We start from the raw sequence: 22792 nt of genomic DNA, 5'->3' as shown, positions 1-22792 counted from the left end.
GGGCGGGACACTGCCCCGGCCCCAGCAACACCGGAAGCGCAGGGCAGCCGCTACCCGGCGCGCAGAATCAGCGCGTCCCCCTGGCCGCCGGCACCGCACAGCGCGGCCACCGCGTAGCCCGAGCCGCGCCGCTTGAGCTCCAGGGCGGCGTGCAGGGTGATCCGCGCCCCCGACATCCCGATCGGGTGCCCCACGGCGATCGCACCGCCGTGCACGTTGACCACGGCGGGGTCCACGCCCAGCTCCCGGGTCGAGGCCAGCGACACCGCCGCGAACGCCTCGTTGATCTCCACCACGTCGAGTTGGTCGACCGAGATGCCCTCGCGGGCGATCGCCTTCTTGATGGCGTTGGCCGGCTGCGACTGCAGGGTCGAGTCCGGCCCGGCGACCACCCCGTGCGCCCCGATCTCACACAGCCAGTCCAGGCCCAGCTCCTGCGCCTTGGCTTTGCTCATCACCACCACCGCGGCGGCGCCGTCGGAGATCTGCGACGACGAACCGGCGGTGATGGTGCCGTCGGAGCGGAACGCCGGCTTGAGCCCGGCAAGCGACTCCGCGGTGGTGTTGGCGCGGATGCCCTCGTCCTCGGTGAACTCCAGCGGATCGCCCTTACGCTGCGGGATCTTCACCGGCACCACCTCGTCTTCGAACACGCCGTCCTTCCAGGCCGCGGCGGCCCTGCGGTGCGACTCGGCGGCGAACTCGTCCTGCTCGGCGCGGGTGAACTTGTCCACATCGTTGCGCTGCTCGGTCAGAGCACCCATCGGCTGGTCGGTGAAGACGTCATGCAGGCCGTCGTAGGCGAGGTGGTCGCGCACCGTCACGTCGCCGTACTTGTAGCCCGACCGGCTGTCCAGCAACAGGTGCGGGGCCTTGCTCATCGATTCCTGGCCGCCGGCCACCACCACGTCGAATTCTCCGGCGCGGATCAGCTGGTCGGCCATGGCGATGGCGTTGATTCCCGACAGGCACATCTTGTTGATGGTCAGGGTCGGCACGTCCCAGCCGATACCGGCCGCCACCGCCGCCTGCCGGGCCGGCATCTGGCCCGCCCCGGCGGTGAGCACCTGGCCCATGATGACGTATTCCACCAGCGACGCCGGGACCTGAGCCTTCTCCAGCGCCCCGGCGATGGCAACAGCACCCAGGTCACTGCCGGAGAAATCCTTCAACGAACCCATCAAGCGGCCGATCGGGGTCCGAGCCCCAGCAACGATCACCGATGTCGTCATTACTACCTCCTGGGCAGGTCTTCTGGGGCCGATCTTCCGGTCGGCTCAGCGCGATGTTTCCGCCCAGGTTACCGTTGCTTTATGACGACCGAATCCGTCGCTGACTCCTGCGAGGTACGCCCCGCCCTGGCCTCGGCCCTGGTGACCGCTGTCGACCACGTCGGTATCGCGGTCCCGGACCTCGAAGCTGCCAAGAAGTGGTACCACGACAAGCTCGGCATGATCGTGCTGCACGAAGAGGTCAACGAGGAGCAGGGCATCGTCGAGGCGATGCTGACGGTACGCGGCGCCCCGGTCGGCAGCGCGCAGCTTCAGCTGATGGCCCCGATCGACGAGACGTCGACCATCGCGAAGTTCCTGGACAAGCGCGGCCCGGGCCTGCAGCAGCTGGCCTATCGCACCAGCGACATCGACGCCCTCTCAGAGCGGCTGCGCGAGCAGGGCGTTCGCCTGCTCTATGAGGTCCCGCGGCGCGGCACGTCGAACTCGCGCATCAACTTCATCCACCCCAAGGACGCCGGCGGCGTGCTGGTCGAGCTGGTCGAGCCGGCGAGCGAGGCCCCGGCGTCGCACTAACGCCTCAGGACCACTTGCGCGTCGGGCGCCGGTTGTCCCGGTTCGCCCAGCACGGGGTATGCCAATGCCGGCGATCCTCGCCGGCGGAGTCACTTGAGTCGGCCCGCCATGTCACCACATGCGCGACGCCGCAACGGATCTCATGATCACATCCCGGGCATCGATAGATCTTGACCGCCCGGGCACCGGCGATGGACTGGACCACATAGTCGTAGCCGTCCGGCCCGGTCTGGATGCGCGGTGGCATACGCAACGCCGGAAGCGGTTGCGCACGCGACGATCCGCGACGACGTGCCATGACCACCAGCCTAGGACCAGTCGCCCGCCCTCAGGCGAGTGCTGATAGGGCGGCTGCGGCGTCGTAGCCGCCGAACCCGCCCAGCTGGCCGTCGCGCAGCATGTCCACCCAGTTCGGTTCGGTGAGCAGGGCTCGTCCGATCGCCACCACATCGAACTCGCCGGCCTCGAACTGTTCGACCACCCGGTCGATGGGAGCCGGCTGGATCACCTGGCCGCGTTTCTCCGCGCGGAACTGCGTCTCCAGCCCCACCGATCCCACCGCGATCACCGGCTGTCCGGTGAGCCTCTTGGTCCATCCGGCGAGGCTCACGTGCGGGTCGTGATCGGGGAACCCGGGTTCGTAGTGTCGCCGCGTCGAGGGATGCAGGACATCGACGCCGGCGGCCACCAAGGGCATGAGCAGCTCCTGGAGCTGTTCTGGGCGCTCGGCGATGGACGCCGCGTAATCGGTTCCCTTCCACTGGGAGAAGCGGTAGATGATCGGATAGTCGGGGCCCACCGCCGCGCGGATGGCCGCGACCACTTCGGCCGGAAAGCGCGTCCGGGCCGCCGAGGAGCCGCCGTAGCCGTCGGTACGCCGATTCGTGCGCTCCCACAGGAATTGATCGAGCAGATATCCGTGGGCACCGTGGATCTCAACCGCGTCGAAGCCGAGGTCTCGTGCGGTGGCGGCACTGGTGGCAAAGAGCTGTGCAACCTCGGCGAGTTCATCGGTCCGCAGCGCGCGGCCGCGGGGCTGCCCGAGCCCGTCGACGCCCGACGGGCCCACCGGTTGCACGCCGTCGTCGTCGCGGCGCTCGACGCCCTGGTGCCACAGCTGCGCAGCGATCGTGGCGCCCTCGGCGTGGACCTGCTCGATGACTCGCGCCCAGCCGGCGAGCACGTCGTCGCCCGCGAGCGTCGGCACGCTGGCGGGGTATCCCGCAGCCGGGTCCGGTAGCCGAATGCCCTCGGTGATGATCAGCCCGACACCGCCCGCGGCCCGCCGCCGGTAGTACTCGGCCACATCGGCGCCCGGAACGCCGTCTGGCGAGGCCTGGCGGGTCATCGGTGCCATGGCGAACCGGTTGGGCACCGTCAGCGAGCGCACCGTCAGCGGCTGGAAGAGATCGTCTAATGCCACGGTGGGCTCCAACGTCGGGCCGGGCCGGACTATTCCGGCCGGCTCTCAGAACAGCCGGTACTCGTCGCTGTCCAGGCCGCGCATCGCGTCGTAATCCAATGTCAGGCAGCGGATGCCGCGGTCGGTGGCCAGCGTGCGCGCCTGCGGCTTGATCTGTTGGGCGGCGAACACCCCGCTGACCGGCGCCAGCAGGCTGTCGCGGTTGAGCAGTTCCAGGTACCGGGTGAGCTGTTCCACTCCGTCGATCTCGCCACGCCGCTTGATCTCCACGGCGACCGCCCGTCCGTTCTCGTCGCGGCACAACAGGTCCACCGGGCCGATCGCGGTCATGTACTCGCGCCGCACCAGGGAGTAGCCCTCGCCGAGCAGCTCGACATGTTCTGCCAGCAACGCCTGCAACTGCGCCTCGACGCCGTCCTTGACCAGGCCGGGGTCCACGCCCAGTTCGTGGCTGGAGTCGTGCTCGATCTCCTCGATGGTGATCCGCAGCTGATCGCCGGTCTTGTTCGCCACCACCCAGACCGGGCACTGCCCGTCGGTCTCCTCGGTGAGCCGGCACGGTGGACTCATCCAGTTCAGCGGCTTATAGGCACGGTCGTCGGCGTGCACGCTGACCGACCCGTCGGCTTTGAGCAGCAGCAGTCGCCGGGCCGACGGCAGGTGTGCGGTGAGTCGGCCGACGTAGTCGACGGTGCACTGGGCGATCACGAGTCGCATCCGAACCACCTTAAAGGCCCAGCCGAGCAACTATTCTTACGCCACGATGAAGCCGCCGAAGACGATCGCGCAACGGCTGGGTCGAGTGCTGGAGTTGCTCACCCGTCAGAGCGGTCGGCTGCCCGAGACACCGGAGTACGGCTCGTGGCTGCTGGGCCGGGTGTCGGAAAGTCAGTACCTGCGCCGCATTCGTATCCAGTTCATCTTGACCATCGTGGTGGTGGGGACGAATCTGACCGGTGTCGCGGTGGAAATTCTCCTGGTGACAGTGGCTTTTCCGGTGCCCAGTGTGTTCCGGGACGCCCCGGGCTGGCTGACCTACGGGTTGGCGCCGGGCTATGTGCTCACCGCATTGATCGCAGGCACCTTCGGCGTCACCCGGCACACCATCAAAAAGTTGCGCTGGGCCATCGAGGAACAGCCGCCGACTCCCGAGGACGAACGCAACGCCTTCCTCACGCCGTTTCGGGTGGCACAGGTCGTGCTGGGTCTGTGGGGTGTGGCGACGGTGTTGTTCACCGTGCTCTACGGGATCTCCGACAAGATCTTCATCCCCATCATCGGGTTCTCGCTGTGCGTCTGCGGCTCGCTGGTGTCCACCGCCACCTACCTGTTCACCGAGTTCGCGTTGCGGCCGGTGGCCGCCCAGGCCCTGGCCGCCGGCCCTCCCCCGCGGCGCATGGTGTCGGGGATCATGGGCCGAACCATGATGGTCTGGCTGCTCACCTCGGGCGTCCCGATCCTGGGCATCGCCCTGGCGGCACTTTTTGCCGTGGTGCTCAAAAATCTGACCTTGGAGCAGTTGGGCGTCGCCGTGCTGATCGCCTCGGTGACCACCCTCACCTTCGGCTTCCTGCTGATGCTGATCCTGGCCTGGCTCACCGCCACTCCGGTCCGGGTGGTGCGCGCGGCGCTGCGGCGCGTCGAAAGGGGCGACCTACAAGGTGATCTGGTGGTGTTCGACGGAACCGAACTCGGCGAGCTGCAGAGCGGCTTCAATGCGATGGTGCACGGGTTGCGGGAGCGTGAACGGGTGCGCGACCTGTTCGGCCGCCATGTCGGGCGCGACGTCGCCGCAGCCGCGGAACGCGACCAGATCCAACTGGGCGGCGAAGAGCGCCATGTCGCAGTGCTTTTCGTCGACATCGTCGGTTCGACCAAGATTGTGACCGCCTGCCGGGCTACTGAGGTGGTCGCATTGCTGAACCGCTTCTTCGCGGTGGTGGTCGACGAGGTCGACCGCCACCATGGGCTGATCAACAAATTCGAGGGCGACGCGACGCTGGCGATATTCGGCGCACCGAACCACCTTGATCAGCCCGAGGACGAGGCCTTGGCCGCGGCGCGGGGCATCCTGTACCGGCTGGCCGAGGAGGTGCCGGAGATCCGGGCGGGAATCGGGGTGGCGGCCGGGCAGGTGGTCGCCGGAAACGTCGGCGCCAAGGAACGCTTCGAGTACACCGTGATCGGCGAGCCGGTCAACGAGGCCGCCCGGCTCTGCGAGTTGGCCAAAGCCCAACCCGTGCCACTGCTGACGACGGCCAAGACCATGTACGCGGCCAGCATCAGCGAGCAGGCCCACTGGGTGGTGGGTGATTCGATCGTGTTGCGCGGCTACGACGAACCCACGGTGCTGGCCAACCCGCTCTAACCGGGAAGCGGTTGCTCCCACTGCGCGGTCTCGGCCAGCGCCTGCTCGACGGAGGCGAACACCAGCCCGGAGTAGGCCGCCGGGTCGGGCGTCACCGAGCCGGACGGATCGACCAGCAGGCCCTGCTTGCCCAGCGCCCGCAACTCCTCGGCCAGCCCCGCAAGCAGCGCCCGCGAAGGCTCGCTGATCGCATGCAGCCGCGAGACATCCAGGATCGCGACGTCGAACTCGGCGCATTCGCGGGTCGCGGTGCGGGCCACCTGCTCGGCGCCGGCGAACAACAGGTCGCCGTGCACCTCGTAGACCCGGATTCCCGGGCGGGGTGAATACACTCCGCGGATGGCGGCATGCGCGTCGCTGCTCACCGTCAGAAAGTGCAGCCCGAGCTGGCGAGAAAGGCTCCGGCACACCAGCATCCCACGTACGCTGTTGCCCTTGGCATCAATCCGCGGCGAATAGACGCCGATGCCGATCTGGCCGGGCAGCACGGCCACGATGCCGCCCGCCACCCCGCTCTTGGCCGGCATGCCGACTGCGCTGACCCACTCGCCCGCCGCGTCGTACATGCCGCAGGTGACCATGACCGACAGGGTGCGGCGCACCACCGCCGCACCGGTGACTTGGCGCCCCGTCAGCGGGTTGAGACCGCCGCGCGCCAGCGTCACCGCCATCCGGGCAAGGTCCGTGCTGGTGACTTTGAGCGAACACTGGCGGATGTAGAGGTCCAGGGCGTCATCGGGGTCCGAGCCCAGGGCGCCGAAACTGTCCAGCAGATAAGCGATCCCGCGATTGCGGCTCCCACTGGCCCGCTCGGAGGCGTAGACGGCGTCGTCGAAGTCCAGGCTGCGTCCGGCACACGCGCTGAAGAACTCCCGGATCAGCGCGAAACGGTCGGCGACCGTCTTGCCGGGGATCAGCGAGCACGCCACGATCGCGCCGGCATTGATCATCGGGTTCTTGGGCACGTTGGTGACCTGATCGACACTGATCTTGTTGAAGCCCTCACCGGACGGTTCCACACCGATCCTGGCGTCGACGGCGGCCTGGCCGAGCTGATCGAGGGCCAGGGCGTAGGTGAACGATTTGGAAATCGACTGCATGGTGAACTGCGTCCCGGCGTCGCCGGATTCGTAGACGTAGCCGTCGGAGGAGGACAGCGCCAGCCCGAACCTGGTGGGATCGACCCGGGCGAGTTCGGGGATGTAGCTCGCCAGGTTCCCGTCGTGCACCCCGGCATGCTCGGCGAGGATCTCGTCCAAGTACCGCTGCACCAGTGCCGCCACGCACCGATGCTAGCCCCCATGGTGCACCGAGGCCCGCCACTGTCGTGTCGTTTTTCCGCTAGTGCGGGCGGCGGGCGCATGTCATGGTTGAACGGTGCACGACGACTTCGACCGCTGCTATCGCGCTGTGAAGTCCAAGGATGCGCGCTTCGACGGCTGGTTCGTCACCGCGGTCCTCACGACCGGGATCTATTGCCGGCCCAGCTGCCCGGCGCGCACGCCTCTGCCGCCGAATGTGGAGTTCTACCCCACCGCCGCCGCGGCCCAGCGGGCCGGTTTCCGCGCCTGCAAGCGCTGCCGGCCGGACGCGGCACCGGGATCGCCGGAGTGGAACATCCGCGGCGACGTCGTGGGGCGGGCCATGCGGTTGATCGCCGACGGCACGATCGACCGGGAGGGCGTCGGCGGGCTCGCCGCTCGCCTCGGCTATTCCGCCCGCCAACTGCAGCGGTTGTTGCAGGCGGAGGTGGGCGCCGGTCCTCTGGCGCTGGCCCGCGCGCAGCGCGCCCAGACCGCCCGCATTCTGATCGAAACCACTGACCTGCCGTTGGGCGATGTCGCCTTCGCCGCGGGTTTCGCCAGCATCCGGCAGTTCAACGACACCGTCCGCGCCGTATGCGCCACCACGCCGTCGGTGTTGCGCAGCAACGCCGCGGCGCGTTCGCCCGCCCCGGGCCGCCGCGAGGTATCGGGCCCGGGAGTGCTGTCGCTACGGCTGCCGGTACGCACCCCGTTCGCCTACGCGGGAGTGTTCGCGCACCTGGCGGCCGGCGCGGTTCCTGGCTGCGAGGAGGTGCGCGACGGCGCTTACCGGCGCACCCTGCGGTTGCCGCACGGAAGCGCCGTCGCCAGCCTGCGGCCCGCCAGCGACCATGTCCGGTGCCACCTGGCCCTCGACGACTTCCGGGATCTGACCGCCGCGATCACCCGCTGCCGACGGTTGCTGGACCTCGACGCCGACCCGCAGGCCGTCGTCGACGTCCTGATGGCCGACCCCGATCTGGCCCCCCTGGTGACCAAGGCACCGGGCCAGCGCATCCCGAGGACCGTCGACGAGGCCGAACTCGCGGTGCGGGCGGTGCTGGGTCAGCAGGTCTCGACCGCGGCGGCACGCACCCACGCCCATCGCCTGGTGGTGGCGCACGGTCAGCGGCTCGACGATCCCGACGGTGGACTGACCCACGTCTTCCCGTCGGCGGAATGCCTTGCCGACCTGGATCCGGAACGGCTGGCCCTCCCACGCTCGCGCCGGCGGGCACTGCTGGCCCTGGTCTCGCACCTGGCCGAGGGGACGCTGAGCCTGAGTCCGGGCTGCGACTGGGAACGCGCCCGCCGCGACCTGCTGACGTTGCCCGGGATCGGGGCCTGGACCGCGGAGGTGATCGCCATGCGGGCCCTCGGCGACCCCGACGCCTTCCCCGCCACCGACCTCGGTGTGCAGGCAGCTGCACGCCGGCACGGCCTGCCCGAGAGCCCGCAGGCGCTGATCCGGCACAGTGCCCGGTGGCGGCCTTGGCGCGCCTATGCGACCCAGCACTTATGGGCCAGCCTGGATCATGCCGTGAACGCCTGGCCGCCGGCCGCGAAGGAGATCGCATGAGCACTTACCGCATCGTCGAGAGCCCGCTGGGCCCGCTGACGCTGGCAGGACGCGGCGGCACCCTGCACCATCTGTTGATGTTCGATCACGCGCACGCTCCCGACCGGGCGGGCTGGGTCCGCGACGACACCGCGTTCGCCGCTGCCGTTGAGCAGCTCACCGCGTACTTCGCCGGCGAGCGCACCGAGTTCGACCTGGACTATGAGATGGTCGGCACCGAGTTCCAGCGCCGCGTCTGGACCGCCCTGCTGACCATCCCGTACGGCCAGACCCGCTCCTACGGTCAGCTGGCCCTACAGATCGGGGCCCCCACGGCTTCGCGTGCCGTGGGTTTGGCCAACGGCCGCAATCCGCTCTCGATCATCGTCCCGTGCCACCGGGTCATCGGCAGCACCGGCAGCCTGACCGGATACGGCGGCGGCATCGACCGCAAAAGAACCCTGTTGGATTTGGAGCAACGGCACACCCACGCCACGCTGTTCGACTGATCGGCCCGGCGGCGCCGCCGCTGCACTACGGCCTGTTCGCGAAAGGGCTAATCCGGCATCGGGTATTCGGTCGTGTCGGTGAAGCCCTGGAAGAACTCCACCAGACCGCTCAGCGCTTCGCTCAGCGTCGGAGTGGGCGTGTCGATGGCGCCCACGATGTAGCCCTCTTGAATGACTCCGGCCAGCGACGGATGTTCGACCAGCGGGATGATCTGGTAGTTGTCCGGGTCCAGCAATGTCGCGATGGCGTTGCTGATGCCCTGCTGCACCCCGTTGCCCAGCGCGGTGAACAGCTCACCGAGGTCGACATTGGGGAACAGTCCCGAGTCCGCTGGCAAATCGACAGCGCCGGGCGGCCAGCCGTTCTCGATGTTGCCGTAGCCGAGGTTCACCAGGATCCGGGTGACCGGCTCCCACAGCTCATACAGCGGCTGGCCGATGAACGGGATCAACTGCAGCGGGGCCAACACCGGCAGCAGGTCCGAGGAAATCATGTAGAAGCTGGCCAGCGAGTCCGGGTCCGAGGTCGGAAGTTCGATGGCGGAGGCAACCTGCTCGGGGGTGGCGCTCAACAGCACCGAATGGCCGTAGATGAAACCCAACGCCGCGTTCAAGGTCGCCAGCGGGTTGAAATAGGTCGGTTGGAATGCCACCGGGTCGTATTCGTAGTTGTAGACGTCGGTGGAATACAGATCCGTGGGCACGCCGCTGGTTCCCGGCGAGCCGATCAGCACGAACCGCACCAGATCGTCGGACACGCCTTCCTCGGCGAGTCTCTCCATCACGGCCACCGAGATCGAGGCACTCTGCGAGTACCCGAACACCACCACGGGATTGTCGGCGTCTACCTCGCCACCGTTGATCTGGTCCATCACCGTGTTGTAGAGGATCTGCCCGCCCACTGCCTGCGAGGTGGAGCTGACGTTCTCCGGCGTCCACAGCGACACCAGGTCGCCACCGAATCCGTGCGGCTGCAGGTACAGCGTGTCGACCGCGTCCAGGTAGCGGTCCGACGGCTGCGGCATACCGGTGCCGCCCATGATGTAGGCGATGCCGTCCCCGAGGGCTGTGCCATTGCCGGTCAGCGAAACCGCGGTGGACTGGGCACCGGCGGGCGGCGCCACCACCGGTGCGCCGGCGAATAAGCTGGCCACTGCGAGGGTCGCGACAAGCGGCAGACAAGTATTAACGCGCACGCAGGTCCTCCTGGAACGTTTCTCAGCAACGCTTAAAGGTATCGCCTCGCGACGTATCCAGCAACAGCAGTTCGATCCGTCTGCCCGCGCCGGCGATGCCCGTCCCAGCCCGCGGGCCGGTCCATTTTCGGCAGCCATTCTCCCGCGGTGCGCAAGCCCGCGAATGCGCGTGAATACGCCCGAACGCATAAATGCCTGTGCCCCCCAATTTCTTGGGGGGCACAGGGCTTTATGTTGTGTTCGGCGGTGTCCTACTTTTCCACCCGTGTGGGCAGTATCATCGGCGCTGACAGGCTTAGCTTCCGGGTTCGGGATGGGACCGGGCGTTTCCCTGTCGCTATGTCCGCCGTAACTCTATTTTTTTGTTGGGTGGTGCGGGATTGCGTTCACCGTGCCACCGGGTGTGTTTGGTGGTGGGGTGTGGGTTTGCACATGTTTGTGGTGTGGTTGCGGGCAACACGTTGTTTCTTTGTGTTGGTAAGTTTTCGGCCGGTTAGTGCCAGTTCCCTGCACACCTTGCGGTGCTTCCAGGTCTGGTCTATCGATCCCGTAGTCTGCGGGGGGCCTTATCCCTCTAAAAGGGTGAGAATCCTGGTCTTGGAGTAGGTTTCCCGCTTAGATGCTTTCAGCGGTTATCCTGTCCGAACGTAGCTATCCAGCCGTGCTCCTGGTGGAACAACTGGTATACCAGAGGTTCGTCCGTCCCGGTCCTCTCGTACTAGGGACAGGTCTCCTCAAGATTCTGACGCGCGCGGCGGATAGAGACCGAACTGTCTCACGACGTTCTAAACCCAGCTCGCGTGCCGCTTTAATGGGCGAACAGCCCAACCCTTGGGACCTGCTCCAGCCCCAGGATGCGACGAGCCGACATCGAGGTGCCAAACCATCCCGTCGATATGGACTCTTGGGGAAGATCAGCCTGTTATCCCCGGGGTACCTTTTATCCGTTGAGCGACACCCCTTCCACTCGGGGGTGCCGGATCACTAGTCCCGACTTTCGTCCCTGTTTGACGTGTCAGTCTTACAGTCAAGCTCCCTTGTGCACTTACACTCAACACCTGATTGCCGTCCAGGTTGAGGGAACCTTTGGGCGCCTCCGTTACATTTTAGGAGGCAACCGCCCCAGTTAAACTACCCACCAGGCACTGTCCCTGAACCAGTTTCATGGTTCGAAGTTAGAGGTCCAATACGATCAGAGTGGTATTTCAACAACGACTCCACCCACACTGGCGTGCGGGTTTCACAGTCTCCCACCTATCCTACACAAACCGCATCGAACATCAATACCAAGCTATAGTGAAGGTCCGGGGTCTTTTCGTCCTGCCGCGCGTAACGAGCATCTTTACTCGTAATGCAATTTCGCCGAGTCTATGGTTGAGACAGTTGAGAAGTCGTTACGCCATTCGTGCAGGTCGGAACTTACCCGACAAGGAATTTCGCTACCTTAGGATGGTTATAGTTACCACCGCCGTTTACTGGGGCTTAAATTCTCAGCTTCACCCCGAAGGGTTAACCGGTCCTCTTAACCTTCCAGCACCGGGCAGGCGTCAGTCCGTATACATCGTCTTGCGACTTCGCACGGACCTGTGTTTTTAGTAAACAGTCGCTTCTCACTGGTTTCTGCGACCCCCTCCCGCTGCCGGCCGCAAGGGCCATGACGGTATGAGGGTCCCCCTTCTCCCGAAGTTACGGGGGTATTTTGCCGAGTTCCTTAACCATAGTTCACTCGTACGCCTTGGTATTCTCTACCTGACCACCTGTGTTGGTTTGGGGTACGGGCCGTGTGTGTGCTCGCTAGAGGCTTTTCTTGGCAGCATAGGATCACCGAATTCGCCGCAAACGGCTATGCATCACCTCTCGGAATATATGTCAGACGGATTTGCCTATCTGACTTCCTACGGGCTTGCCCCAGTATTACCACTGACTGGTACGGCTACCTTCCTGCGTCACCCCATCGCTTGACTACTACCCACCCGGGTCCCACGCAGCCGGTGATCGTCGCTCCCCGAAGGGATTGATCGACCACCCTTTGGGTGGTTAGCAGAATGGATTCATCAGGGACGCCCACGCACGGGTACGGGAATATCAACCCGTTGTCCATCGACTACGCCTGTCGGCCTCGCCTTAGGTCCCGACTCACCCTGGGAGGACTGGCCTGGCCCAGGAACCCTTGGTCTTTCGGCGGGCAAGGTTCTCACTTGCCTCATCGCTACTCATGCCTGCATTCTCACTCCCACACCCTCCACCACTAGATCACTCTGTGGCTTCACCGGATGCAGGACGCTCCCCTACCCAATCCTTACGGATTGCCGCGGCTTCGGCGGTGTGCTTGAGCCCCGCTACATTATCGGCGCACAATCACTTGACCAGTGAGCTATTACGCACTCTTTCAAGGGTGGCTGCTTCTAAGCCAACCTCCTGGTTGTCTAAGCGACTGCACATCCTTTTCCACTTAGCACACGCTTTGGGGCCTTAGCCGGCGATCTGGGCTGTTTCCCTCTCGACGCACGGAGCTTATCCCCCGCCGTCTCACTGCCACGCTTATACTCACCGGCATTCGGAGTTTGGCTGACGTCAGTAACCTAGTAGGGCCCATCGGCCATCCAGTAGCTCTACCTCCGGTGAGAAACACGCAACGCTGCACCTAAATGCATTTCGGGGAGAACCAGCTATCACGGAGTTTGATTGGCCTTTCACCCCTACCCACAACTCATCCCCTCAGTCTTCAACCTAAGTGGGTTCGGGCCTCCACGCGGTCTTACCCGCGCTTCACCCTGGCCATGGGTAGATCACTCCGCTTCGGGTCCACAACACGCCACTACACACACCCCAACGGATGTGATACGCCCTATTCAGACTCGCTTTCGCTGCGGCTACCCCACACGGGTTAACCTCGCGACGTGCCGGTGACTCGCAGGCTCATTCTTCAAAAGGCACGCCATCACCCCACCACAAGGGAGGGCTCTGACGGATTGTAGGCACATGGTTTCAGGTACTATTTCACTCCCCTCCCGGGGTACTTTTCACCATTCCCTCACGGTACTAATCCGCTATCGGTCATCGAGTAGTATTCAGGCTTACCGGGTGGTCCCGGCAGATTCACAGCAGATTCCACGGGCCCGCTGCTACTCGGGAAACATCACAAGGCAGGTGTCGGGTTTTCACGTACCGGGCTCTCACCGTCTACGGCAGACCATCCCAGGCCACTTCCGCTAACCACAACACTTTGTCACTGCCCTCCGGTCAGGTAGAACCAGACATGACACTCCCACAACCCCGCACACACAACCCCTACCCGGTATCACATGCATACGGTTTAGCCATCCTCCGCTTTCGCTCGCCACTACTCACGGAATCACATTTTGTTTTCTCTTCCTACGGGTACTGAGATGTTTCACTTCCCCGCGTTACCTCCACACTGGCTATATATTCACCAGTGAGTGACACGACATCACTCGTGCCGGGTTTCCCCATTCGGACATCCTCGGATCCACGCTCGGTTGGCAGCTCCCCGAGGCATATCGCAGCCTCCCACGTCCTTCATCGGCTCTCGATGCCAAGGCATCCACCATGCGCCCTTAAACACTTACAAACACAAAAACCAAGAAACAAAAATTGCAAAAACAAACAAGACCAAAAGTCTTGCTTGCTAGATGCTCGCAACCACTATCCACAAAACAAACACCACACCCCACCACCAAGATGGAGCGACAACACACCCACCCCCACACGGAGGCGAAAAACGGGCCTGTTGTCTCAGGACCCAACAGTGTGCCCAGCCCCGAAAACGGGGCCGGCCACCAGAAACAAGCGTTCCTGGCGGTCGGTGATCAAAGCTGCTGCTGTTGTCAAAATAATCTGCACCACCGGCCACCCACTACAGGCGCCGGCGAAAAATATCCCAACCGCACTCATCCCACAGGTGTGGGGACGGGGAACATGGTGCTCCTTAGAAAGGAGGTGATCCAGCCGCACCTTCCGGTACGGCTACCTTGTTACGACTTCGTCCCAATCGCCGATCCCACCTTCGACGGCTCCCTCCACAAGGGTTAGGCCACCGGCTTCGGGTGTTACCGACTTTCATGACGTGACGGGCGGTGTGTACAAGGCCCGGGAACGTATTCACCGCAGCGTTGCTGATCTGCGATTACTAGCGACTCCGACTTCATGGGGTCGAGTTGCAGACCCCAATCCGAACTGAGACCGGCTTTAAAGGATTCGCTAACCCTCACGGGATCGCAGCCCTTTGTACCGGCCATTGTAGCATGTGTGAAGCCCTGGACATAAGGGGCATGATGACTTGACGTCATCCCCACCTTCCTCCGAGTTGACCCCGGCAGTCTCTCACGAGTCCCCACCATTACGTGCTGGCAACATGAGACAAGGGTTGCGCTCGTTGCGGGACTTAACCCAACATCTCACGACACGAGCTGACGACAGCCATGCACCACCTGCACACAGGCCACAAGGGAACCGATATCTCTACCGGCGTCCTGTGCATGTCAAACCCAGGTAAGGTTCTTCGCGTTGCATCGAATTAATCCACATGCTCCGCCGCTTGTGCGGGCCCCCGTCAATTCCTTTGAGTTTTAGCCTTGCGGCCGTACTCCCCAGGCGGGGTACTTAATGCGTTAGCTACGGCACGGATCCCTAAAGGAAGGAAACCCACACCTAGTACCCACCGTTTACGGCGTGGACTACCAGGGTATCTAATCCTGTTCGCTCCCCACGCTTTCGCTCCTCAGCGTCAGTTACTGCCCAGAGACCCGCCTTCGCCACCGGTGTTCCTCCTGATATCTGCGCATTCCACCGCTACACCAGGAATTCCAGTCTCCCCTACAGTACTCTAGTCTGCCCGTATCGCCCGCACGCCCACAGTTAAGCTGTGAGTTTTCACGGACAACGCGACAAACCACCTACGAGCTCTTTACGCCCAGTAATTCCGGACAACGCTCGCACCCTACGTATTACCGCGGCTGCTGGCACGTAGTTGGCCGGTGCTTCTTCTGTACCTACCGTCACCCCGCAGAAAACCACGGAGCTTCGCCGATACTGAAAGAGGTTTACAACCCGAAGGCCGTCATCCCCCACGCGGCGTCGCTGCATCAGGCTTGCGCCCATTGTGCAATATTCCCCACTGCTGCCTCCCGTAGGAGTCTGGGCCGTATCTCAGTCCCAGTGTGGCCGGACACCCTCTCAGGCCGGCTACCCGTCGTCGCCTTGGTAGGCCATTACCCCACCAACAAGCTGATAGGCCGCGGGCCCATCCCACACCGCAAAAGCTTTCCACCACACACCATGAAGCGCGCGGTCCTATCCGGTATTAGACCCAGTTTCCCAGGCTTATCCCAGAGTGCAGGGCAGATCACCCACGTGTTACTCACCCGTTCGCCACTCGAGTACCCCCGAAGGGGCCTTTCCGTTCGACTTGCATGTGTTAAGCACGCCGCCAGCGTTCGTCCTGAGCCAGGATCAAACTCTCCAAACAAAAACCATTTGGAAACAATCCCAAAACATCAGTCAAAAACTGACATCAAAAAACGCCACACCCCCAACACGGGGCGCCGAAGGCATGGCAAAAAACAACAACAAACAAAAACCACCAAACACACTATTGAGTTCTCAAACAACACGCCCGGCTTCAGGCAACCCCGCTACTATACTCCGTAGTTGGAGTTGAGTCAACTCCGAGTTTTTCGGGGCTTCCGGAAGGAGTTCCAGACTGCCGGTAGTTCCGCGGTCCGCGTCCCTCCGACTCGACCTATATTACACGTTCTATCTCAGCGCCCAAATCGGCCAGGTTTTCCACGAACAACGGGTAGCCCCGATCGATGTGATACACGTCGTGGACCTCGGTGTCTCCGTCTGCGACCAGGCCCGCAAGCACCAGACCGGCCCCGGCCCGGATGTCGGAAGCCCACACCGGAGCACTGGAGAGCTGCGGCAGACCGCGCACCACGGCGTGGTGTCCGTCGGTGCGAGCATCGGCACCCAGGCGAATCATCTCTTCGACGAACCGGAACCGGGCTTCGAAGACGTTCTCGGTGATCATCGAGGTGCCCTCGGCGATCGCCGCCAGGCCGATCGCCATCGGCTGCAGATCGGTGGGGAATCCCGGGAACGGCAGGGTGGCGACATTGACGGCCTTGGGCCGGTCGTACTGGACCACCCGGATGCCGTTATCGGACTGGGTGACGGTGGCACCCGCGTCGTGCAACTTGTGCAGGACCAACTGCAGGTGCGCCGGGTCAACTCCGGTGATGGAGATGTCGCCGCGGGTCATGACCGCGGCAATGGCCCACGTCGCGGCGACGATCCGGTCGCCGATCACCTCGTGTTCGGTCGGGTGCAGGCGCGGCACCCCGGTGATCTTGAGCGTCGGCGAGCCGGCGCCTTCGATCTGGGCACCCATCTGGTTGAGCATCATGCACAGGTCGGCGACGTCGGGCTCGCGCGCCGCATTGTGGATGGTGGTGACACCCTCGGCCAGCACAGCGGCCATCAAGATGTTCTCGGTCGCCCCGACCGAGGGAAACTCCAGCTGGATCTCGGCACCCCGCAGCGCGTCGGCATGCGCCACCACACAGCCGTGCTCGATATTGCAGGTGGCACCCAGCTGGCGCAGGCCGGCCTGATGCATGTCGAGCGGACGCGACCCGATCGCATCGCCGCCGGGCAGCGCGACCTTGGCCCGCAGGCAACGGCCCACCAACGGCCCGAGCACACACACCGAGGCCCGGAACTGCCGCACCGCGGCAAAGTCCGCGTCGTATTTCGGCTCATCCGGCGAGGTGATTCGCACCGTGGTGCCGTCCAGTTCGACGGTGGCGCCAAGCCCGCGCAGCACCTCAGCCATCAACGGCACGTCCAGGATGTCGGGGCAGTTGGTGATGGTGCTGGTGCCCTCGGCCAACAGGGTCGCCGCCATCAGCTTCAGGACACTGTTCTTGGCCCCGCCGACCGCGACCTCACCGGACAACCGGTTACCCCCGGTAACCACAAAACGCTCTCCCACCCGCGTCAGTGTAGTGACGTCAGGTGTCGCGTCCCGACCAATCCGTCCTGGGGCCCGGGGCCGGATCGCGCGGGGCGCCGCCCCGGTACGGTTTGGGCTATGGCCGTGCACATCACCCGCGTCTACACCCGCACCGGCGACGACGGAACCACCGGGCTCAGCGACTTCTCCCGCGTGCCCAAGACCGATCCGCGACTGGTGGCATACGCCGATGTCGAGGAGGCCAACGCTGCCATCGGCGTCGCGATCGCCCTGGGCGAACCGGCCGAAGACCTGCGGGCGGTGCTGCTGCGGATTCAGAACGACTTGTTCGATGCGGGCGCGGACCTGGCGACGCCGCTGGCCGAGAACCCCAAGTACCCGCCCCTGCGGATCACCGAGGAATACATCCACCGCGTGGAAGCCTGGTGTGACGAGTACAACGAGCAACTGCCCGCGCTGAACTCCTTCATCCTGCCCGGCGGAACACCGCTCTCGGCGCTGTTGCACGTGGCCCGCACGGCGGTGCGCCGCGCCGAACGCGCGGCCTGGGCGGCGCTGGAGACCTATCCCGAGGGCGTCTCGGTGTTGCCGTCCAAGTTCCTCAACCGGTTGTCGGATCTGATGTTCGTGTTGTGCCGGGTGGCCAACGCCGGCGGCGACGTCCTGTGGAAGCCCGGCGGCGGATCTCCCGCCGACCAGCCCGAGGGCTGACGGCGCGCTGCGCGACGGGGGTATCGGAGTAATTCTGGCGCCCGGCCCGCGGTGACGGCCGAGCCTCCAACCACGACAGGAAGGCCGTCCGCGCGCCGCGATCCAGGGCGATCTCGAAGCCGGCGCGCCGGTCCTGGGTGGTGTCGCGCAGTTCCAGCACCACGATCGCGTCGGTCATGATGTCGAACTCGTCGCCCCGCGGAGCACGCCGGGCCACCACCTCCACCCCACGGCGGGACAGCCGACGGTCCGGCCACAGCCGCACACTGGAGATCCGGTAAAAGGCCGCTTCGCCGCCCCGGTACCGGACCACGCCGTGGCGCCAGCCCTGCCCGCCGACCGCCGGCAGATCGCGCATGATCGCCGCCGTCCCGCCCTGCCGCAGCTTCCACAGCCGGTAGCTCAGCGCAGTCACCGCGCAAAGGAGAACGGCGATGAGCACGACCATATACAGCATGGGCGTGCTCATTGGTTCACGCCGATTAGTCGATCACACCCAGGGCGCGCAGCCGTGCCCGTCCCTGAGCGGCCATCTTCGGGTCGCTGGACTGCGCCTCGTGCCGTGCGGTCGCCTCATCGATCTCCGCGGCGAAGTCGACCGCCTCGGCCAGGATGCTGACGCCCTCTTCGGTCACCGACAGGAAGCCGCCATGTACGGCCAGCCGCAGCTCGCCCTCCTCGACGCGGTCAACCCGCACCATGGAGTCGTCGACGAGCTGGGCCACCAGCGGAATGTGTCCGGGCAGGATGCCGATCTCCCCGGCGGTGGTCCGGGTGAAGATGAACGTGGCCTTGCCCGACCACACCTTGCGATCGACAGCGACGATGTCGACGTCAAGCTCTGCCATTACCCACCGCCTTTCGCCGCCAGAAGATTCCGGGTCACAGCTTGGCGCCCAGGCTCTCGGCCTTCTTGGCCAGGTCGTCGAGGCCGCCGATGAGGAAGAACGCCTGCTCGGGCAGGTGGTCGAAGTCGCCCTTGGTGAGCCGGTCGAAGGCCTCGATGGTCTCCTTCAGCGGCACCGTCGAACCGGGCTGGCCGGTGAACTGCTCGGCAGCCATCATGTTCTGGCTCAGGAACCGCTCGATACGCCGCGCCCGGCCGACCAGCTGCTTGTCCTCTTCGGACAGCTCGTCGATACCGAGGATGGCGATGATGTCCTGCAGGTCCTTGTAACGCTGCAGCACCCGGATGACCTCCTGGGCGACCCGGTAGTGGTCTTCGCCCACGATGGCCGGGTCCAGAATGGTCGAGCTGGAGGCCAGCGGGTCCACCGCGGGGAAGATGCCCTTGGAGAACACCGCACGGGACAGCTCGGTGGTGGCGTCCAGGTGCGCGAAGGTGGTCGCCGGAGCCGGGTCGGTGTAGTCGTCGGCGGGCACGTACACGGCCTGCATCGAGGTGATGGACCGGCCCCGGGTCGAGGTGATCCGCTCCTGGAGCTCACCCATCTCGTCGGCCAGCGTGGGCTGGTAACCCACGGCCGAGGGCATGCGGCCCAGCAGGGTCGAGACCTCGGAGCCGGCCTGGGTGAACCGGAAGATGTTGTCGATGAACAGCAGCACGTCCTGGCCCGCCTCGTCGCGGAACCACTCGGCCATGGTCAACGCCGACAGCGCCACCCGCATACGGGTGCCCGGCGGCTCGTCCATCTGGCCGAACACCAGGGCGGTGTCCTTGAGCACGTTGGCGTCCTCGAGCTCGACCCACAGGTCGTTGCCCTCACGGGTGCGCTCCCCCACGCCGGCGAACACCGAGGTGCCACCGAAGTTGCGGGCGATACGGTTGATCATCTCCTGGATGAGCACGGTCTTGCCGACGCCGGCACCACCGAACAGGGCGATCTTGCCGCCACGGACGTACGGGGTGAGCAGGTCGACGACCTTCAGGCCGGTCTCGAGCATCTCGGTGCGCGGTTCCAGCTCGTTGAATGGCGGGGGCTTGCGGTGGATGCCCCAGTGCTCGAAGTCTTCGCCGTAGCCCGGCTTGTCCAGGCAGTTGCCCAGGGCATTGAAGACGTGGCCCTTGACCTCGTGGCCGACCGGCACCGAGATCGCGGCACCGGTGTCGGTGACCTCGGTGCCACGCACCAGGCCGTCGGTGGGCTGCATCGAGATGGTGCGGACCAGGTTGTCGCCCAGGTGCTGGGCAACCTCGAGGGTCAGGGTCTTGGCCAGCTCCGAGAAGCTGATCTCGGCGTGCAGAGCGTTGAACAGCTCGGGCACCGCGCCCCGGGGGAACTCGACGTCGACGACGGGGCCGGTTACGCGCACCACGCGGCCGGCGGTTGTCTTGTCAGCGGTAACAGTCATTATCTTCTTCGCTTCCTTGGGGACTTACCGGGCGGCGTCGGCGAGGGCATTCGCACCGCCGACGATTTCGCTGATTTCCTGGGTGATCTGAGCCTGACGCTCGCGGTTGGCCTCAAGGGTCAACGCTTTGATCAAGTCGTCGGCGTTGTCGGTCGCCGACTTCATCGCGCGCTGGCGCGAAGCCAGCTCCGAGGCCGCCGAGTCGAGCAGCGCCGCGTACACGCGGGTGGTCAGATACCGCGGCAGCAGCGAGTCGAACAGCGTGGTGGCGTCCGGTTCGAAGGAGTACAGCGTCCGGGGACCGGTCTCCTCGCCGACGTACTCCACCAGCATCGGGGCGATCCGACGGGCCTCCGCCGACTGCGAAAGCATCGACCGGAAGTCGGTGGCCACGACGTGCAACTCGTCCACGCCGAGCAGCCCGTCGGTGCCCGGGTGGCTGCCGTCGTCGTCGGCCCCGGCCAGGAACGCCTCCACCAGGGTCGAGGCGATCGCGGCGGCGTTCTCATACGTCGGCTGCTCGGAGAAGCCGGTCCAGGAATCGGTGACCGTCCAGTTCCGGAAGCTGTAGTACGCCAGCGCCTTGCGGCCGACGACATAGAGCACCGGGTCTTTGCCCTCCGAACGCAGCAGCGCGAACAGCTCCTCTGCCCGGCGGAAGACATTGGCGTTGTAGCCGCCACACAGACCACGGTCGGACGACACCACCAGGACACCCGCCCGCTTGGGCTCGCTGCGCTCGACCAGCAGCGGGTGGTCCAGGGCCGCCTCTGCAGCCAGCGTGGTGAGCAGCCGGGTGATCCCGTCGGCGTACGGCCGTGCGGTTTCGAGCCGAGCCTGCGCGCGGCCGATACGCGAGGTGGCGATCAGCTCCTGTGCCTTGGTGATCTTCTTGATCGACCCGGCGGAGCGGATTCGCCCGCGTAGTTCACGAAGTGTGGCTGCCATAGCGACGTTACTTCTTCTTCGCCGGCGCGGCCTTGCGGACCTGCACCGCTTCCTTGCCGAGCTTGTCCTCACCGAGAGCCTCGACGTGCTCGTTGGGAACCACCGAGCTGCCGTCAGTGGCGGCGAACCCCTTCTTGAACTGGTTGATCACCGCGACCAGCTTCTCGCTGGCCTCCTCGGAGAGCTTCTTGGACTCCCGGATGCCGGTGAGGATGTCGCTCTCGGAGGCCCGGATGTGGTCCAGCAGCTCGGCTTCGAAGCGGCCCACGTCCTCGACCGGCACCGAGTCCAGGTGGCCTTCGGTACCGAGGAAGATCGAGACCACCTGCTCTTCGACCGCCATCGGCGCGTACTGCGGCTGCTTCAGCAGCTCCACCAGGCGCGCACCGCGCTCCAGCTGGGCCTTGCTGGTGGCGTCCAGGTCGGAGGCGAAGGCGGCGAAGGCCTCCAGCTCGCGGTACTGCGACAGGTCCAGACGCAGCGAACCGGCCACCTCTTTCATGGCCTTGATCTGCGCGGCGCCACCGACACGCGAAACCGACACACCGACGTTGATGGCCGGCCGGACACCCTGGTTGAACAGGTCGCTTTCCAGGAAGCACTGGCCGTCGGTGATGGAGATGACGTTGGTCGGGATGTAGGCCGAGATGTCGTTGGCCTTGGTCTCGATGATCGGCAGGCCGGTCAGCGATCCGCCGCCGAGCTCGTCGGAGAGCTTGGCGCAACGCTCCAGCAGGCGCGAGTGCAGGTAGAACACGTCACCGGGGTAGGCCTCGCGGCCCGGCGGACGGCGCAGCAGCAGCGAGATCGCGCGGTAGGCCTCGGCCTGCTTGGTCAGGTCGTCGAAGACGATCAGCACGTGCTTGCCGGAGTACATCCAGTGCTGGGCGATCGCCGAGCCGGTGTAGGGAGCCAGCCACTTGAAGCCGGCCGAGTCCGACGCCGGTGCGGCGACGATCGTGGTGTAGTCCATGGCGCCGCCCTCTTCCAGCGCGCGACGCACGCTGGCGATGGTGGTGCCCTTCTGGCCGATCGCGACGTAGACGCAGCGGACCTGCTGGTTGGGGTCGCCGGTCTCCCAGTTCTTACGCTGGTTGAGGATGGTGTCCACGCACAGTGCGGTCTTGCCGGTCTTGCGGTCGCCGATGACGAGCTGACGCTGGCCGCGGCCGATCGGGGTCATGGCGTCGACCGCCTTGATGCCGGTCTGCAGCGGCTCGCTGACGCTCTGGCGCTGCACCACCGAGGGGGCCTGCATCTCCAGGGGACGGCGGGTCTCGGCTTCGATCTCGCCGCGGGCGTCGATCGGCTGCCCCAGCGGGTTGACGACGCGACCGAGGAAGCCGTCGCCGACGGGCACCGAGAGCACCTCACCGGTGCGCTTGACCTGCTGGCCCTCTTGGATGTTCTCGAAGTTACCCAGGATGACCGCACCGACGTTGTGCTCGTCGAGGTTCAGGGCCACGCCCAGCACCCCGCCGGGGAACTCGAGGAGCTCCTGGGTCATCACCGAAGGCAGGCCCTCGACGTGTGCGATGCCGTCGCCGGCGTCGATGACGGTGCCGACCTCCTCGCGCGCGGTTTCGGCACTGAAGGAGCTCACGTACTCCTCGATCGCCCCCTGAATGTCGTCAGAGGAGATTGTCAACTCTGCCAT

Annotated in this window: 16 protein-coding genes, 3 rRNA genes and 1 pseudogene; 5 read left to right on the top strand and 15 right to left on the bottom strand. The window is 65.2% G+C overall.

What is annotated here, in order from left to right:
* Window positions 1-50: 50 nt before the first annotated feature.
* Window positions 51-1232 (bottom strand): acetyl-CoA C-acetyltransferase, encoded by a 1182-nt coding sequence (locus G6N14_RS04070; protein WP_085134661.1) that lies wholly within the window; start codon window positions 1230-1232, stop codon window positions 51-53.
* Between the two features lie 81 nt (window positions 1233-1313).
* Between G6N14_RS04070 and mce the strand changes: the two genes are divergently transcribed.
* A complete protein-coding gene (gene mce, locus G6N14_RS04065; RefSeq protein ID WP_085134660.1) occupies window positions 1314-1808 on the top strand; it encodes a methylmalonyl-CoA epimerase in 495 nt (164 codons plus the stop codon).
* 4 nt (window positions 1809-1812) lie between these two features.
* Here the strand turns inward: mce and G6N14_RS04060 are convergent, their stop codons facing one another.
* The 3 genes from G6N14_RS04060 to nucS are packed head-to-tail and all read right to left on the bottom strand — an operon-like array spanning window position 1813 to window position 3948.
* Window positions 1813-2106, bottom strand: a complete 294-nt coding sequence (locus tag G6N14_RS04060; RefSeq protein WP_085134827.1) for an Rv1322 family protein — start codon at window positions 2104-2106, stop codon at window positions 1813-1815.
* A 30-nt stretch (window positions 2107-2136) separates the two neighbouring features.
* A complete protein-coding gene (locus tag G6N14_RS04055) occupies window positions 2137-3231 on the bottom strand; it encodes an NADH:flavin oxidoreductase (protein ID WP_085134659.1) in 1095 nt (364 codons plus the stop codon).
* Window positions 3232-3276: 45 nt separating this feature from the next.
* Window positions 3277-3948 carry an endonuclease NucS gene (gene nucS / locus G6N14_RS04050; RefSeq protein ID WP_046321236.1) on the bottom strand — a complete coding sequence of 224 codons (672 nt, stop codon included), beginning with the start codon at window positions 3946-3948 and terminating at the stop codon, window positions 3277-3279.
* Between the two features lie 46 nt (window positions 3949-3994).
* On the opposite strand from nucS, the gene G6N14_RS04045 reads away from it, so the two are divergent.
* Entirely contained in the window at window positions 3995-5599 is a 1605-nt protein-coding gene (locus tag G6N14_RS04045; RefSeq protein ID WP_085134658.1) for an adenylate/guanylate cyclase domain-containing protein, read from the top strand.
* Here G6N14_RS04045 and glsA read toward each other — a convergent pair.
* Window positions 5596-6882, bottom strand: coding sequence for a glutaminase A (gene glsA, locus G6N14_RS04040; protein WP_085134657.1), 1287 nt, complete (start codon window positions 6880-6882; stop codon window positions 5596-5598). The genes G6N14_RS04045 and glsA overlap by 4 nt on opposite strands.
* Window positions 6883-6976: 94 nt before the next feature.
* Between glsA and G6N14_RS04035 the strand changes: the two genes are divergently transcribed.
* Together G6N14_RS04035 and G6N14_RS04030 are read left to right on the top strand one after the other, a co-directional pair.
* Window positions 6977-8482 carry a DNA-3-methyladenine glycosylase 2 family protein gene (locus G6N14_RS04035; RefSeq protein WP_085134656.1) on the top strand — a complete coding sequence of 502 codons (1506 nt, stop codon included), beginning with the start codon at window positions 6977-6979 and terminating at the stop codon, window positions 8480-8482.
* Window positions 8479-8970, top strand: a complete 492-nt coding sequence (locus G6N14_RS04030) for a methylated-DNA--[protein]-cysteine S-methyltransferase (RefSeq protein ID WP_085134655.1) — start codon at window positions 8479-8481, stop codon at window positions 8968-8970. The genes G6N14_RS04035 and G6N14_RS04030 overlap by 4 nt, the downstream gene beginning before the upstream one ends.
* A 47-nt stretch (window positions 8971-9017) precedes the next feature.
* Here G6N14_RS04030 and G6N14_RS04025 read toward each other — a convergent pair whose 3' ends face one another.
* The 5 genes from G6N14_RS04025 to murA form a co-directional block, all read right to left on the bottom strand.
* Window positions 9018-10124 (bottom strand): PE-PPE domain-containing protein, encoded by a 1107-nt coding sequence (locus G6N14_RS04025; RefSeq protein WP_234808829.1) that lies wholly within the window; start codon window positions 10122-10124, stop codon window positions 9018-9020.
* Between the two features lie 280 nt (window positions 10125-10404).
* Window positions 10405-10517, bottom strand: a 5S ribosomal RNA gene (gene rrf, locus G6N14_RS04020).
* Window positions 10518-10639: 122 nt separating this feature from the next.
* Window positions 10640-13758: ribosomal RNA gene (locus G6N14_RS04015) — 23S ribosomal RNA — on the bottom strand.
* A 361-nt stretch (window positions 13759-14119) separates the two neighbouring features.
* Window positions 14120-15654 (bottom strand): 16S ribosomal RNA (locus G6N14_RS04010).
* Together the 16S, 23S and 5S rRNA genes form the textbook arrangement of a ribosomal RNA operon.
* Window positions 15655-15927: 273 nt before the next feature.
* A complete protein-coding gene (murA, locus tag G6N14_RS04005; protein WP_085133786.1) occupies window positions 15928-17181 on the bottom strand; it encodes a UDP-N-acetylglucosamine 1-carboxyvinyltransferase in 1254 nt (417 codons plus the stop codon).
* Window positions 17182-17280: 99 nt separating this feature from the next.
* On the opposite strand from murA, the gene G6N14_RS04000 reads away from it, so the two are divergent.
* Entirely contained in the window at window positions 17281-17874 is a 594-nt protein-coding gene (locus G6N14_RS04000; RefSeq protein ID WP_085133785.1) for a cob(I)yrinic acid a,c-diamide adenosyltransferase, read from the top strand.
* A gap of 31 nt (window positions 17875-17905) precedes the next feature.
* Here G6N14_RS04000 and G6N14_RS03995 read toward each other — a convergent pair.
* The 5 genes and pseudogenes from G6N14_RS03995 to atpA form a co-directional block, all read right to left on the bottom strand.
* Window positions 17906-18343 (bottom strand): annotated as a pseudogene (locus G6N14_RS03995) (DUF2550 domain-containing protein); the annotation flags it as partial.
* 13 nt (window positions 18344-18356) lie between these two features.
* Window positions 18357-18722 carry a F0F1 ATP synthase subunit epsilon gene (locus tag G6N14_RS03990; RefSeq protein WP_046321570.1) on the bottom strand — a complete coding sequence of 122 codons (366 nt, stop codon included), beginning with the start codon at window positions 18720-18722 and terminating at the stop codon, window positions 18357-18359.
* A 34-nt stretch (window positions 18723-18756) separates the two neighbouring features.
* Window positions 18757-20187 (bottom strand): F0F1 ATP synthase subunit beta, encoded by a 1431-nt coding sequence (gene atpD / locus G6N14_RS03985; protein WP_085133783.1) that lies wholly within the window; start codon window positions 20185-20187, stop codon window positions 18757-18759.
* Between the two features lie 24 nt (window positions 20188-20211).
* Window positions 20212-21135, bottom strand: coding sequence for a F0F1 ATP synthase subunit gamma (locus tag G6N14_RS03980; protein WP_085133782.1), 924 nt, complete (start codon window positions 21133-21135; stop codon window positions 20212-20214).
* Between the two features lie 7 nt (window positions 21136-21142).
* Complete coding sequence (atpA, locus tag G6N14_RS03975) at window positions 21143-22792, bottom strand: F0F1 ATP synthase subunit alpha (protein ID WP_085133781.1); 1650 nt, start codon at window positions 22790-22792, stop codon at window positions 21143-21145.

The sequence above is a fragment of the Mycolicibacter hiberniae genome (assembly GCF_010729485.1).
Taxonomy (GTDB): Bacteria; Actinomycetota; Actinomycetes; order Mycobacteriales; family Mycobacteriaceae; genus Mycobacterium; species Mycobacterium hiberniae.
Note: the sequence above shows the minus strand (reverse complement) of the source record. Positions and strands in the feature narration are given on the sequence as shown.